Origin of the sequence: Bacillus sp. MM09(2025) (assembly GCF_050496725.1) — a bacterium.
Classification (GTDB): Bacteria; Bacillota; Bacilli; order Bacillales; family Bacillaceae; genus Bacillus; species Bacillus pumilus.
In genome coordinates this window covers 1202460-1216884 of the sequence record NZ_JBNWEN010000004.1, presented here as the reverse complement: position 1 = coordinate 1216884, position 14425 = coordinate 1202460, and the positions used below count along the sequence as shown (strand labels likewise).

Below are 14425 nucleotides of genomic sequence, written 5' to 3'. Positions count from 1 at the left end.
GACAAGTAAAGTTGTCAAATTGATAAAAATAATTGTCAGAAAGATCATCTTTCTTCAAAAGATGAACCATGATACGCTAAAAGAAAGAGAAACAGAAAATAGGTGATGCCCGTGTTCATTGACCAATTAAAAAATGACTTACATCAATCTCAACCTTTATTTATTGGAGAAGAAACAGCGTTCAAAGCTGCAGTCCTTGTCCCTTTGGTGCAAGTAAACGGGGAATGGCATGTTTTATTTGAAGTACGATCACTGACGATGAGAAAACAGCCTGGCGATATTAGCTTCCCAGGAGGCAAACTCGACGGCGGCGAAACCGCACAGGAAGCTGCACTGCGGGAAACATATGAAGAACTAGGGATTCCGCCCGAATCCGTCAAGGTGTTAGGACAGCTCAGTCCTTATATTGCCTCTCCATCCTTTGTGGTATATCCATTTGTCGGAATCATTGATGAACAGCAGGTCAAACATTCCTTTAATCAAGAAGAAGTAGAGGAGACCTTTACTGTGCCTCTATCATGGCTCATCCAATACGAACCGTACTTACACCATGTATCGGTGCAGCCAACACCAGGAGAGGACTTTCCTTATGAAAAAATCATGAATGGAGAAAAATACAGCTGGGGGAGTCGTTCGATTGAGGAGTGGTTTTATGATTACGATCGTTACACCATTTGGGGATTAACTGCCCGCATATTAAAACATTTTGTGATGGTTGCAAAAAGAAATTCCTAGAGAATCAGCTCTAGGAATTTGTTGTAGAAAGGCGTTCTTTTGCGGTTTCTTTTCCTTTCCCTTTTCCAATTAGGATGGGCGCTTTAGCTTGGCTCAATCCATATGAAGGCATGTTCACGTAGATAGATTCATATGAGCCGGCTTGAATTTGATACGTTTCATGATAAATTCCGACCGCGTCATTATTTCGTGCTCTTTGGTTAAATCCTTTCCAAGCAGCCAAATGCTTCTCCATCTTGGCGTAGGCAAGGAGGTCCTCTGTTGATTTCCAATATTGGATCATGGTGGTGGTGCGTAAACCGAAGTAATTTTCTGTCCCTAGAAAACCAAGTTCTTCTTGATGTGTATAAAGTTCTTTGATCATCCCCGGCATCGCCTTAAATACTGGCAGCCATTGATGGACAGCCCAGCGTTTATTGATTCTCATTCCGATAATGAACACAACAATCGGCTCAGAATTGTCTGTTGTATACCTGCCAGCACGTATATTTTTTTTCACTTGTTCACCCTTCTTTCTTCATCGATTCACAGGTCTCCACGCACCAATCAATTCCAGCCTGCGCCACTTTCTTTCCGTAATCTAACGTATACAGCCAATACTTCGCATCAGCTTCATCTGGATACAGCTCTTGAATGTTTTGTTCAATCGCAACATATGTCTCATAACGGATACGGAGCTGCCTCTCATAATCCTGTAAAAGCACCAATTTTTTCTCAAACGAAAGATATTGACCAAAGAATAACTTTAATAACACTTCATTTCGTTCTGATGGTACTTGATCGAGCGGCTGCGCCAGCCATTGCCTCAACGTGTCCAGCCCTTTTTCAGTCAGATAATATTCCCGCTTGTCAGAGCGACCTGACGAAGAAGCAGGTGAAACCTCAGCAAGCCCTTCCTCGACTATTAACTTTAAAGCTGGATAAATTTGTCCATAACTAATTTTCCAAAAATGATGCAAGCTTCTATCAATTAATTGCTTCACTTCGTACCCTGACTTACAATCTGTCGTTAAAATACCTAAAATCGCATACGTCGTATCATTGTATTTTTTCATATCAACACACCTATCTAAAAGATATATCATTTAGATATATAATAAATTTGAAATGAATAAAAAGCAAGAAAATAATAATTGATAGATTTATATTTCTGAAATACAGGAGTTAAATCATAAATATGGTAATATATACTTGATGTGTAAAGTGCTTGCGCATCTATTCATAAAAGAATGGAGGGTGTACAAATGAAGTTGAGGAACATAGGAATATTGTTCATGATTGTTGCACTATTGATTGGTGTTGGAAGTTTTGGAGGAAACAAAGCATCTGCTAAAAAAGAATCACTGAATCAATCTAATGCATATGCCTATAAAACAAAGGACAATGTCAGTTGGCTGAAAGTGACTGAAAAGAAAGGCAAAGTCACGGGTTATCTAAACGGTAAGGGTGTTAAGCTTGATCCAATTGAACCTTTTATGGTGAAAACAAAATACAAACTAACGGGGAAAACCACCAAAAAAGGATACAAACTTAAGGTCCAACAAAAGAAGAAAACAATCGTATATGACATCTATTTTTCTGGAAAAGATCTCATGGTCAAAAAGCAAGGTGCAAAGAAAAGTAAACGCTATCAAGCTGTTGATGAGAAGAAATTAAAAGAATACAAAAAAGCCATTGATAAGCGCTATGATGAGTACGTGGATACAGCAGAAGACCGATACTATGAGATCATAGGGAAATACACAGATAATTTAAATAAAGCCTACGGCTATCTGTATACAGCAAAAAACAATTCATATCAAATTTTCCTTCATATCGAAGAAGCCGTTTTTGAAGGGGATTTTTCAGGGGCTATTACAATCTCCAAAGCCACAGGGAAGAAAAGTAAGCCATTGAAAAAAGAAAAATATCAAGCAGTTGGAATAACAGGTTTTAAAAACTTTTGGGTATATCCCACACCAAAAATAAAGTGTGGCTTGTCTAAGATGATAGGGTCATCTGATGTAGAGGCTTCCTATATTGAGTTACCGATTTGGAAAAAGAATGAAAAAATGAAACTGAAAGCTGTGAATAAGAAACAATATCAAAAGCAAGAAGAAGCATTTAAAAATGCCGCAAAGAAAAAAGCAAAGAAAAAATAAGATAATAATTAAATCAGATAGGGCATTTGAGACTACTGACTTTTTCGATTTAAATGTCCTATAAAGTAAAATGAGGTCATTTTGATGACATTAGACTTGTAAAAAAATATTTTTTAAATTCAAAAATTTATGTTGACGCTTACATTAACTCAATATATACTAAAATCAAATCCAATATAAATAAATTAGACATGTGACTGGTCATGCAGGCAGGATCTAAAAACGATGAATTTCTTTAATTTGTCGTTTTAGGTCCTTTTTTTATTGCCAAAATATAGGTCTCATGTATGGGGAAAAGGGGGAGAAAAATGGATTATACACAAGTTGCCAAAGACGTTTTACAGTATGTAGGTGGTAAAGAAAACATTGCGCACCTTGAGCACTGTTCAACTAGACTTCGCTTCACGCTAATTGATCAGAAAAAAGCAAATGTACCAGCACTAGAAAAAACACCAGGTGTCATAGCTGTCAGAATGTCAGGACAATGCCAAGTGGTGATTGGGAATGACGTGATTGAAGTGTATCAAAAGGTAACAAGTCTAATGGGTGGCAGCTCATCGGGGCAAGTCATGCCATCCAATCAGCCAAAAGAAAAAAGAAAAATAGGCACAGTTCTGTTAGATTTCATTGTCGGTGTCTTCCAGCCGCTTGTTCCAGCTATCGCAGGCGGAGGGATTTTAAAATCATTTCTTCTCCTTTTTTCTCTATTAGGCTGGATGGATGCAAAGGGTCAAACCTATCAAATATTGAATATGGTAGGGGACGCACCTCTTTACTTCCTGCCTTTACTAGTCGCTGTAACGACGGCGAATAAACTAAAGGTAAATCCACTGGTCGCACTATCAGCAGTCGGCGCGCTTCTTCTTCCGAACATGACGGCTATGCTTACTGAAGGTGCGCAATTGCTGTCATTCGACGTGAAAAATATAGCATATGCGTATCAAGTGTTCCCAGCAATCCTTTCTGTATTGTTATACGCTCAAATGGAAAAATTTTTTACGCGATTTTCACCAAAACCAATTCGGATTTTCTTTGTTCCAATGATGTCATTGGTCATTACTGTACCAATTACATTACTTCTATTAGGACCGATTGGTTTTACAGCAGGACAAGGTTTTTCATCCATCATTCTTGCGATGTTTAATACAGTAGGCTGGGTAGCTGTCGCGATTTTAGCAGCAGTCCTCCCATTCATGGTCGCATCAGGTATGCATAAAGCAATGGTCCCTTATGCAGTCACAACGATGGGAACCCTTGGGAAAGAAGCACTTTATTTGCCAGCATCACTTGCGCATAATATTGCGGAAAGTGGAGCTTGTTTCGCTGTAGCACTACGCACAAAAGACAAGGTACTCAGATCAACAGCCATTTCGGCAGGGATTTCAGCATTTTTTGGTATCACAGAGCCTGCTTTGTATGGTGTGACACTTCAAAATAAGCGAGTCCTTGGAAGTGTCATGATTGGTTCGTTTGTTGGCGGGATCTTCATTGGATTAGTTGGTATACAAGCCTTTGTACTTGTTGGCCCTGGATTAGCAAGTATGTCGATGTTTATATCAGATGAGCTCCCACGAAATCTAATGTTTGCTGTCATTGGAGCAGTCATTTCCTTTATTGTCGCTTTTATTGCTGCTTTTGTATTAGGTAAGGATAAAACAGTAGTAGAAGAAAAGAAAAATGACCAAGCTGCATTTGCTGAACAAATTGGAGCAGGTGAAACATTCAAAAGTCCTGTGATTGGTCAAATGATCTCTCTATCTGAAGTAAAAGATGATATTTTCTCTTCAAAGGTCATGGGAGACGGAATTGCCATTGTCCCTTCAGAAGGAGCGCTTTATGCACCAGTAGATGGTGAGGTGACCATGCTGTTCGAAACAAATCATGCACTTGGTATGAAAACGGACCAAGGGGTTGAAGTATTATTCCACATTGGCCTTGATACCGTTCAACTGGAAGGACAGTATTTTCATCCAAAAGTGCAGGCAGGGGAACGTGTTCAAGCAGGAGATTTACTGATTGAATTTGATGTAGAAAAAATCATAGCAGCAGGTTATGATCCAGTTACACTTGCTGTCATCACAAATACAGATCAATATGAAATAAAGGTACAGCCATTACAAGAGGTCAATCGTCAAGATACATTGATGGTTGTCACACAATTAGGAGGCTAAACAGATGACAACAATTAAAGGTTTTCCAAAAGGATTTTTATGGGGCGGCGCCATTGCCGCCAACCAAGCAGAAGGCGCTTGGAATATAGATGGAAAGGGACCATCAGTTGCAGATATTGCAATGTATCGTTCCAATTTAAGTGTAGAAGATTATGAAGGACATCTTGCTGTGACTTCTGAAAATATAGATCGTGCAATAAAAGACCCAGACGATAAAAAGTACCCTAAACGCAGAGGGGTTGATTTCTATCATCACTATAAAGAGGATTTGGCTCTATTTGCTGAAATGGGCTTTAAAACACTTCGCATTTCTATTGCGTGGAGCCGGATCTTCCCTACTGGAGAAGAAGCTGAACCAAATGAAAAAGGGCTGCAATTTTATGATCGTGTATTTGCCGAAATGAAAAAACTCAATATAGAACCGATTGTGACACTCTCTCATTATGAAATGCCTTTAGCCCTTAGTGTGAAATATAACGGCTGGGTGGAAAGAAAAGTGGTCGATCTCTTTGTGAAGTTCGCCAATGTATGTTTCGAACGTTATCAACATGATGTGAAATATTGGCTCACCTTTAATGAAATTGATAGTATTCACCGCCACTCATTCATTACAGCAGGAATTATTCCTGATCGTTGCCCAGAAGGTAAAGTAGAAGAGACGGTGTATCAAGCACTTCATCATCAATTTGTTGCATCTGCTCTTGTCACAGCTGATTGCCATCGTATTATCCCAGGCAGCCAGGTTGGGTGTATGCTGACAAAATTGACAACGTATCCGCATACGTGTCACCCGAATGATGTGGAACAAGCCTTAAAACAAAACTTAGAAAACTATTTCTATGCAGATGTTCAGGTGTTTGGCGAATATCCACCACTGATTACACGGATGCTTGAGAGAAAAAATATTCATATTCATATGGAGGCAGAAGACCTCAACATTCTAAAAGAAAACACAGTCGATTTCATTTCATTTAGCTACTATATGTCTTTAACTGAATCAGCTCAAGAAGGGTTAGAACAGACAGAAGGAAACACGATTCGTGGAGTCAAAAATCCTTACCTGCCTTCAACTGACTGGGGCTGGCAAATTGATCCGGTTGGTCTGAAAATTTCTTTAATTGAACTGTATGATCGCTATCAAAAACCTCTTATCATTGTTGAGAATGGAATGGGTGCAAAGGATGTAGTTGAAAGTGATGGCTCTATCCATGACGACTATCGGATTAACTATTTTAAAGAGCATTTCCGCCAGATGAGAGAAGCGATTGAAGAGGGCGTCGATCTCTTTGGATATACGAGCTGGGGCTCAATTGATATTATTAGTGCAGGTACATCACAAATGTCAAAACGCTATGGCTTTATTCACGTAGATCAAGATGATGATGGAAACGGAACGTTAAAACGATCTCGAAAAGACTCATTTTATTGGTACCAAAAAGTCATTGAGACAAATGGTGAATCGCTTGATTGAACACCACAATCATGAAAACAGGTGATGACGATGTTTAAAATCAAAAAAGTTTTAAACTCGAGTGTGGTCCTGGCTGAAGATCAGAACCAACAGGAGATGGTTTTGTTTGGCCGTGGGATTGGCTACGGACAGAAACCGGGTCAAATGATAGAAGAGAAAAAAGCGGACCAAGTCTTTATGTCAGTCGATAACATGAAAGCAAAGGAATTTCTTCAATTGTTAGATTCAATGCCTCAAGAGTTTATCGATTTAACTCAGCGCATCGTCCAATATGCAGAAAAACGGTTAAATTCAAATCTAAATTCAGGGGTTTATTTTACCTTAATGGATCATTTGAATTTTGCTGTTGAACGACATAAAAAGAATATTAATATTACAAACCGCGTGTACTGGGAAATCAAAAATTACTATACTGAAGAATTTGAAGTAGGGAAGTACGCTCTTGAGTTAGTCAATGATACATTGGGCATACAATTGCCCAAAGAAGAAGCTGCCAATATCGCCTTTCACTTAATCAATGCATTAGGTGAAGAATCCGATTCAAAAGATAGCATGAAATATGCCAAAATGATCGGAAGCATTGTCAATCTTGTGCGCTATGCACTGAATATGAAAATGGACCAAGAGAATATTCATTACAGTCGGTTCATTACACATGTGAAGTTCTTTGTAGAGAGGTTTTATGCAAATAAATTACTTTCGGATCAAGAAAATGAGTTGTTTGAACAAATTGCACACTTGTATCCTCAGGCGATGGATGTTGCTTTTAAAATCAAAGATTATATTAAACAGGTGCATAGTATCGTCATTCCTAATGATGAGCTTACTTATCTTGCGGTACATATACACCGCCTCATATCTTATCAGCAATTAAAATAATGGTGGAACCACTTGCCTTGTGATCGGGCAAGTGGTTCTTTGCTGTGATCAATTTAATATTAAGTTCCGATAGGTCGTTCTGTTGTGCCAGAATTCGTCTCATTTAACGAATTGAAAGACACTGTTTGTCCGAAAACGACGATGGTTAATGCGATGATCAATAAACTCATTTTTTTCATTAGAATTCCTCCATTCAAATATAGGATGGTTCATGTGATAGGCTTCCTTCAAAAAGAGATAGGCTTGATGAATGGCACCTAAATCTTCAAAATGTTTTGCAGCTAGTGCACTTAATTCACAGACACCTTCAGCATCCTTTAATTCTTTTAGAATACTGATTTCCTCGAAACAGGCTTGAGCTTTTTGAGACATATCCTCAGTAAAGTATAGATGGTAAAGCAAATTCATTTTTGCTGTATAGATGGGGCATTTCTCTGATTCATGTTTTTGTTTGACCAATTCGAAGTAATAGAGAGCTTGTGTTCTTTCATCAATAGAGAGCAGCTCTTTGACTAACATAAACATGGTGTGATGGAAATAGCACGATGAGAGGTAGTTTTCATCACTTAGAGCCTTTTCTAGGGCATCGATACATTTTTTCGATTCTCCAGCTTCGGCATACAGAATACTGATATTATGAAAAAGCTGTGAAGTTAGAAAATGATCATTTAGACTGTCAGCGATGTGTAATGCTTTTTTGTAGTAGTTTTCTGCTCTTGTGAAGTCACCAATATCCATATAATTAGCAGCAGCGATGACAATGGCTGTTGCTAGTCTTCTTTCATACCCTTCATGACTTTTGAAAATATCTATAGCATTCTGAATATAGTGAAGAGAAATTAGGCTTTGACGAAGTAGCATATATAAGTTTGCGATTTTCGTATGGAATTCAGCTACTTCTATTTCATCCGGAATGTTTTGCAGTTTTTTCTCGGCAATTTTAAACAGTCCAATGGCTGATGCATAGTCTCTGTTATATGAAGCGTAAAGGGCTTTGTATAGGTAAAAATAGTATTCAATTAAGTCGTTTGTTTTAGAGGGGCAATCTAGCTCTGTCTGTTCATTCAGTTTTTTACCTCTTCGTTCATATATCATGAGTTTATACTTGCCTTCTAGCAATGAATAATACGTCAATACCTCCTGATTCTCTTCCATTTCTTGAAGCAATTGCTTTAATTCTGTGTACATTGCGTTAGCACTTTGTACATCATGTTTGCGAATCGCAATTCGCCAATCATTTAAACGGTTCCCCACCTGTTCAGCAGAAATGATAGCCATGAAATTTCACCTCTTTAAGATCCTTTCACCTGTTTCATAAAAAACGATATCACAATTTTTGGAAAAATATAATCATTTCTGTGAGGTGATTGCCAAGAGGTAATAAAAAGGACCTATGGTCATGTGATGTACGAAATTGTAATGATGATTGAATGTTTTTACAAATGATTAAAATCTTTTTTTAATCGTCTAAAAAAGGAATATATACAATGGGTTTTATGATTATGATCGAAAATATCACTGGTATATTACAAATAAAGAGATTTCAGGTGATCGGTGGTTAAGTTGGAAGGTCGATCTATTAAAGAAAATCAGTTATGATGATGCTAGATCAAATTTGGAATAGAAACTGATAGAAGCAGACAAAATAAATAGCAATCTCAAACACTAGTTTGTTGGAAAGGATGTTGGTATGAAAAAAAGATTTAAAATCTTAAACTGGCAAATCACAGTGATTATGGCGACACTGTTACTTGTTTTATTGACTCTGTATATGTCAAAGAGATATTTTTATAGCAAAGAAATAGAATTGCTGACAGAATCTTGTCAACAAGTAGGCGGCAAAATCATATTAGAAACTAATAGTTTGTCTATGGATTATTCATTTGAGTGCCAGGAAAAGTAAAACAGGCAGAAAGCTGCCTGTTTTATTCCAACTTAAAAACCTAAATCTTGAAGCCATTGATTTAATCTGGTCTCCCGTTTCTCGGCACTTGCCTCATCAAATTTCCCTAAATGTAAGCTGGCTGTTATTTCTCCGTCATTCATAAACATGATTCTTTCAGAACGAAGAGCAACCTTTGGGTCATGTGTGACAAGCAATAGTGTTGCTCCTTCAGAATGGATTTTCGAAAATATATTCATCACATCCTTCGTTGCATGAGAGTTAAGAGCACCTGTTGGTTCATCAGCAAAAAGAATGTCTGGTTCATTCATAAGCGCTCGACAGATAGAGGCTCTTTGAAGCTGACCTCCTGATACTTCTGACAAATATCTATCTGCTAAATGATCAATATCAAGTTTCTCCATTAAATATTTAGCTCGTTCATTCACTTCTTTTCTTGGCTTTTTCTTTGTTAAGTAAGCTGCAGCAATGATGTTATCAAACAGATTAAGGTTTTTTAGTAAGTGGCTGTGTTGAAAGACAAATCCCATATCTGTTAAACGCAGAGCAGTTAACTGTTTATCTGTCATTTCTGATAATAAATGGCCCTTATATTTGATCTCTCCTGTTGAGGCTGTTTCTATCCCGCTAAGCTGATAAAGCAAGGAGGTTTTCCCGCAGCCGGAAGGTCCCATAATCGTCACAAATTCCCCAGGATTTATTGATAAATGGATATCTTTAAGAATGATTTGTTTCTGTCCTTTTAAAGAATTAATTTGCAAAGACAATCGTTTTGTTTCAATCAAGTGTTCCATGTGAAACATCTCCTTATGAAAGTGTATGACGAGTAGTTTGACTAGTAAAAAACGTCTTCAATAACGAAGCGGTTAAAGCTAAGCTGACAATCAACAGTGTGATTGGGTACACAACTGACACCCATTGTGGTGCCAGCCACTGAAGGCTTGATGCCCCTAAGGATGCTCCACCTACACTCATTAAAGCTGGTCCAATTGTGTGGACAGCGATCGTGCCAATAAAGGTGCCCAAAGAGATAACGACGATAAAACTTGTCATATATTGTACTGTTACATCTTTTTTAGAAAATCCAATCGTTCGTAATAAATGGTTTCGACTTGAATCTTTTGCTTTTAACATATGCAGAAACATGAATAACATCAAACTGGCAGTTCCAAAAGCAGCTAATGTAGACAAAAATGCAACGACTTTTACTAAAGATGCTGTGCTACCGATTGTTTGATGAACGTATTCTTTCATATCTGTCACTTTTGCAGGAGATATCTCTTTTTCAAATACTGTCTTTTTCTCCGCAATTTCTATTTCTTGGTTTAGTTGAATTTGAATGGTTTTCCAAAGGGCTGATTGCGGAAATGGCTGTGATATTGCTTTTGCTGTTTTCCCGCCGTTGGTGACATCCTGATAAATGCCAGTCACAGTTTTTTCAATTTCATGCCCGTTTGTTACAAGAGTAATTTTTTCTCCTACCTTTTTTTGGAGTGAATCTGAACTGAGCACTGATAAGGCAATTTCTTTCTTCTTTAATGGCTGTCGCCCTTGTAAATAGGTGAGAGGAAATGCTGAGAGATTACCTGTTTCTAAATAGAGTGTTTCTAATGAATTCTCCTTTGATTTTGCCTGAAGAGAAGTTGTTTCATATATGGCTGATGCATGAATATCTCGATCTTCACGGATCATTGATTCTATTTTATTAGTATTTTCTTCTAGATAATTTCCTTGTCGTATATCAATTCGAAGGTCACTTTGACCAGAGCCAAGATATGTGATGAAATCCGGCGATTGTAAGGTGTACCATAGCTGAATAGGCAGCAGCATCAAAAATGTACAAAGGGCGATAATACAAGTAATTGTTGTGTACAACTTCTTTCGTGATAACAGATCTTTTAAACCAAGCCACATATTGACCGGTATGAACCTATTTTTCTTGAGATGCAAGGGTATTTGTTGTTTATCATCCGTTGAAATGACGCTGCCTTGAAGTGCTTTAGCGGCTGATACTCGGCCAAACTTTCTTAGGACAGTATAGCTGCAAGAAATGATGATCACTGCCATCACAATAGAAACACAAAGCGGGATGAACCAAGAAGTAAAAGAAGGCTGACTCCCCATGTATCGCTGAATATTGGCTGTAAACAAATCACCAAATATAAGAGTTAACCCATATCCTGCTGTACACCCTATACTAGCAAGGAAGGCATATTTTCCAACGTATAATTTCTTGATTCTTGTTAAAGGAATCCCAAGCACCTTCAATATTCCAATTTCACGTTCGTCCTCTTCTATAGAAGCAGTCATAGCAAGATGAAGAGAGAGAAGAGCTATACCGATGAGCAGCATGCAAACAAGTAGGAGAATGGCGATCACCATTCCATCTGTCAATGCGTTCAGCATACGCAGCAAAGGTAATGTGACAGCTGGCCCTTGTTGTGGAAGCTGTGATGACTGGTAGATTGCTTGAAAGGCATCTGCCTGAGCGGCAGCATGCAGTAAAAATTCAATTAAATATTCCTTTTTATGAAACACTTGATTCATTGCGTCCCAATCTTTGTGATGAAGAAGGAATCTTTTCGAACTAACAAGACTGGGGTTCATTTGTGCATCTCGCAAGAATGCTTTAATGCGGAAAGAGAATTGATGAGACCCTTTCCCAATCAGTAATGTTTCTCCTATTTTCATATGATACCTTTGCTGAAAGTAGATAGGCACAGCCACTTCACCTTTACTGACAGTGAGCTTTTCATTTTGTTCATTTAAAAGAAAATCAAAATAAAGATTTTGTTTTACAAATAAATGATCCATCACACCTGCTTTAGCAGGTTCGTTTCCGAACTTGATATTTGCATGTTCAATTGGAATCATTGGGACGATTTGATGTGCTTTTACCATGGACTGCTTTCTTGAAAATGCCTCAATATCTTTTTCCTTTAGGCTGCCGTCATGCATTTGGACAAAGTCTGGTGCCTTGGCTGAATGGAGCAGATTAGAAATGGAACCATTCAGCTGTACTATCATTTGAGCGGCACTTGTTGCTAGAAATGATGTCATCATAATGCAAATGATTAAACCGATGGAAATGAGACGATGGCGGGTTAAGTCTTTCTTGATAAACGTCAGTCTCATGAGGCTGATTCTCCTTCATGTTGCAGCATATCTTTTGTTAAATAGGCAAGGGCAAACATGAAAGTACTGACTATTAGTACTGTCACATACATGTTTGCTGAAAACGTATTGAACAAGAACCCATACATCATTTGACCAAGCGGGGCAGCACATTGAGAAACCATTGTCAGATTGGCCATCACTTTTCCTAATTGACTATTTGGCGTTTTCTTTTGAACATGTGAAATCACAACGATTGAGATCATTGTAAGCAGCATAGCAATTGGAAGACATCCTGCTAGAAAGAGAAAATAAGCTGGATAAGTACCAAATTGAAGAGCTGTGCTGGATGTTGAGAATGCGACAGGTAGCAAGATGATCGCGATGACGATCAGCCAGCGATATAAAGTAGGGATGCGCCAATGCTTTGCTACAAGTCCAACTAGCAGAGCTCCTGCGATGACAGCGAACTCAATTAAGCCCATGCCTACACCATACATGATGTCACTGCTTTTCATTGTGACCCTTAAAATGATTGGACCACCTACGATAAAAAATGGCGTGAGGATGAAATTTAACATTGCAGCAAGCAACATGGCTCTTTTTAAAAATGGCTGACTGCCAATATAGGAAAATCCTTGTTTCATATCTTTTACGAGCACTTTGCCCATATTTTCCGTTAAGGGGCTAGGGGAGAAGGAGATGTTTAACCGTAAAAGCATGCATGCTGATAGAAAAAACACGATGGCACTGGCACCTATGATGGATTGACTTCCAATCAGTCCGTACAGAACTCCGCCGATAATAGGAGCGAGAACACCTGAAAGTGCCTGCACGCCATTGACGATCCCGTTTGCTTGTTCTAAGTGTTCCTGTTTTACTAACTGTGGAATGCTGGACATCACAGCGGGAGCATAGAACGTGCTCATCACACCAAGAAGCACCATGACCGCTCCGATCATAAAGAGTGAATCATTGCCTGAGAATAACCAAAAATAAAAAGCCAGAATCATGATGCCGGTGAGAACATCAAATAAAATCATCAAGTTCCTTCTGTTATACCGGTCAGCGATTGCGCCTGCTAAGGGGGAAAGAAGGAGCGGGACATTGGATAAAGCGAATAGTAAGGCATATAAGTCAACACGCTGAGTCATATCCAGCACGTGTAAAGATAGAACAAACCGAATTAAGGAAGACCCAAAAACGGAAATAATCTGTCCGAGCACGAGGTACATAAAGTGGGATGAACCTCTTTTAGATAATAAAGACATGGGTATCACTCTCCTTTTAGACCGACCGTCAGTCTACAATGTATGCAGGATTGGTATTGAAGTGACCAATCACTGATTGTGTTCATCAAGCTCTCCAGTTAAACGTTTCAGAAGAAAGGAGAAGCTCCCCTTTTCTGCATGTAATGAGGATTCGAGGATATCAATAAAAGCTAGCGCTCGCTGCAAACTCTCTTCGGCTGTCCATTGAAAAAGGCCCTCATCAAATATGACCTGTGCAGAAGCAAGAAGGAATTCCACCGTTTCTTGCGGATAATTCGTTTTAAATGTTCCTTCTTCCACTCCTTGCTGAATAACATCAGCTAAAACGGGTGATAGTTCTTTAATTGCTTTGATTAAGCTTTTTTGATGCATCTCTGCATTAGAAGGCTGATGAAATTGTTCAATCATGCCCTGTTTATTGCTTCCTTGCTTTGGTGATTGCGCCATGATGATGCGAAATAGTTTGTCAACGACTGGAAGGTCTGGCTCTGCCGCAATACGCTTTGCCACGATGATATCTGCTTTGATGATCCTGTCAATAATGGCATCCATCACTTCTTCTTTGGATGAAAAGTAATAATAAAAAGTGCCTTTTGCAATGCCAACAGCTTTCAGAATGTCGATAATCGTTGTTTGCTGATAGCCTTTTGTAGAAAAAAGCTCTTCTGCTGCGTTTAAGATGTCATTTTTACGTTCTTCAGGATGTTTAACGGTTCTCATAAAGCCATCCTTTCTTTTAA

The 14425-nt window shown here is 38.5% G+C and carries 12 protein-coding genes; 5 read left to right on the top strand and 7 right to left on the bottom strand.

Annotated elements, in window-relative coordinates; genetic code table 11:
* Positions 1-111: 111 nt before the first annotated feature.
* The gene (locus tag ACQYAC_RS12555) at positions 112-735 is read left to right on the top strand and encodes an NUDIX hydrolase (protein ID WP_061410092.1); all 624 of its coding nucleotides are present in this window, start codon (positions 112-114) and stop codon (positions 733-735) included.
* 10 nt (positions 736-745) lie between these two features.
* Here ACQYAC_RS12555 and ACQYAC_RS12550 read toward each other — a convergent pair whose 3' ends face one another.
* The gene (locus ACQYAC_RS12550; protein WP_008347392.1) at positions 746-1234 is read right to left on the bottom strand and encodes a DUF4188 domain-containing protein; all 489 of its coding nucleotides are present in this window, start codon (positions 1232-1234) and stop codon (positions 746-748) included.
* A 4-nt stretch (positions 1235-1238) separates the two neighbouring features.
* Positions 1239-1790 carry a PadR family transcriptional regulator gene (locus ACQYAC_RS12545; protein WP_429943415.1) on the bottom strand — a complete coding sequence of 184 codons (552 nt, stop codon included), beginning with the start codon at positions 1788-1790 and terminating at the stop codon, positions 1239-1241.
* A gap of 189 nt (positions 1791-1979) precedes the next feature.
* Here ACQYAC_RS12545 and ACQYAC_RS12540 point away from each other — a divergent pair, with 189 nt between their 5' ends.
* The 4 genes from ACQYAC_RS12540 (at position 1980) to ACQYAC_RS12525 (ending at position 7397) form a co-directional block, all read left to right on the top strand.
* Positions 1980-2876: a hypothetical protein gene (locus ACQYAC_RS12540; RefSeq protein ID WP_429943414.1), complete on the top strand. Its 897-nt coding sequence runs from the start codon at positions 1980-1982 to the stop codon at positions 2874-2876.
* Between the two features lie 308 nt (positions 2877-3184).
* The gene (locus tag ACQYAC_RS12535) at positions 3185-5047 is read left to right on the top strand and encodes a beta-glucoside-specific PTS transporter subunit IIABC (protein WP_429943413.1); all 1863 of its coding nucleotides are present in this window, start codon (positions 3185-3187) and stop codon (positions 5045-5047) included.
* 4 nt (positions 5048-5051) lie between these two features.
* Positions 5052-6518: a glycoside hydrolase family 1 protein gene (locus ACQYAC_RS12530; RefSeq protein WP_058013258.1), complete on the top strand. Its 1467-nt coding sequence runs from the start codon at positions 5052-5054 to the stop codon at positions 6516-6518.
* Between the two features lie 30 nt (positions 6519-6548).
* Entirely contained in the window at positions 6549-7397 is an 849-nt protein-coding gene (locus ACQYAC_RS12525) for a PRD domain-containing protein (protein ID WP_169056052.1), read from the top strand.
* A gap of 99 nt (positions 7398-7496) precedes the next feature.
* Here ACQYAC_RS12525 and ACQYAC_RS12520 read toward each other — a convergent pair whose 3' ends face one another.
* From ACQYAC_RS12520 to ACQYAC_RS12500, 5 genes are all read right to left on the bottom strand, one after another.
* Positions 7497-8675, bottom strand: a complete 1179-nt coding sequence (locus ACQYAC_RS12520) for a Rap family tetratricopeptide repeat protein (RefSeq protein WP_058013260.1) — start codon at positions 8673-8675, stop codon at positions 7497-7499.
* Positions 8676-9332: 657 nt separating this feature from the next.
* Positions 9333-10094: an ABC transporter ATP-binding protein gene (locus ACQYAC_RS12515; RefSeq protein WP_429943412.1), complete on the bottom strand. Its 762-nt coding sequence runs from the start codon at positions 10092-10094 to the stop codon at positions 9333-9335.
* Positions 10095-10107: 13 nt separating this feature from the next.
* Positions 10108-12435 (bottom strand): FtsX-like permease family protein, encoded by a 2328-nt coding sequence (locus ACQYAC_RS12510; RefSeq protein ID WP_429943411.1) that lies wholly within the window; start codon positions 12433-12435, stop codon positions 10108-10110.
* Complete coding sequence (locus tag ACQYAC_RS12505) at positions 12432-13685, bottom strand: MFS transporter (RefSeq protein ID WP_429943410.1); 1254 nt, start codon at positions 13683-13685, stop codon at positions 12432-12434. Before ACQYAC_RS12505 ends, ACQYAC_RS12510 begins: the two co-directional genes overlap by 4 nt.
* Positions 13686-13754: 69 nt before the next feature.
* The gene (locus ACQYAC_RS12500) at positions 13755-14405 is read right to left on the bottom strand and encodes a TetR/AcrR family transcriptional regulator (RefSeq protein ID WP_429943409.1); all 651 of its coding nucleotides are present in this window, start codon (positions 14403-14405) and stop codon (positions 13755-13757) included.
* Positions 14406-14425: the final 20 nt, after the last annotated feature.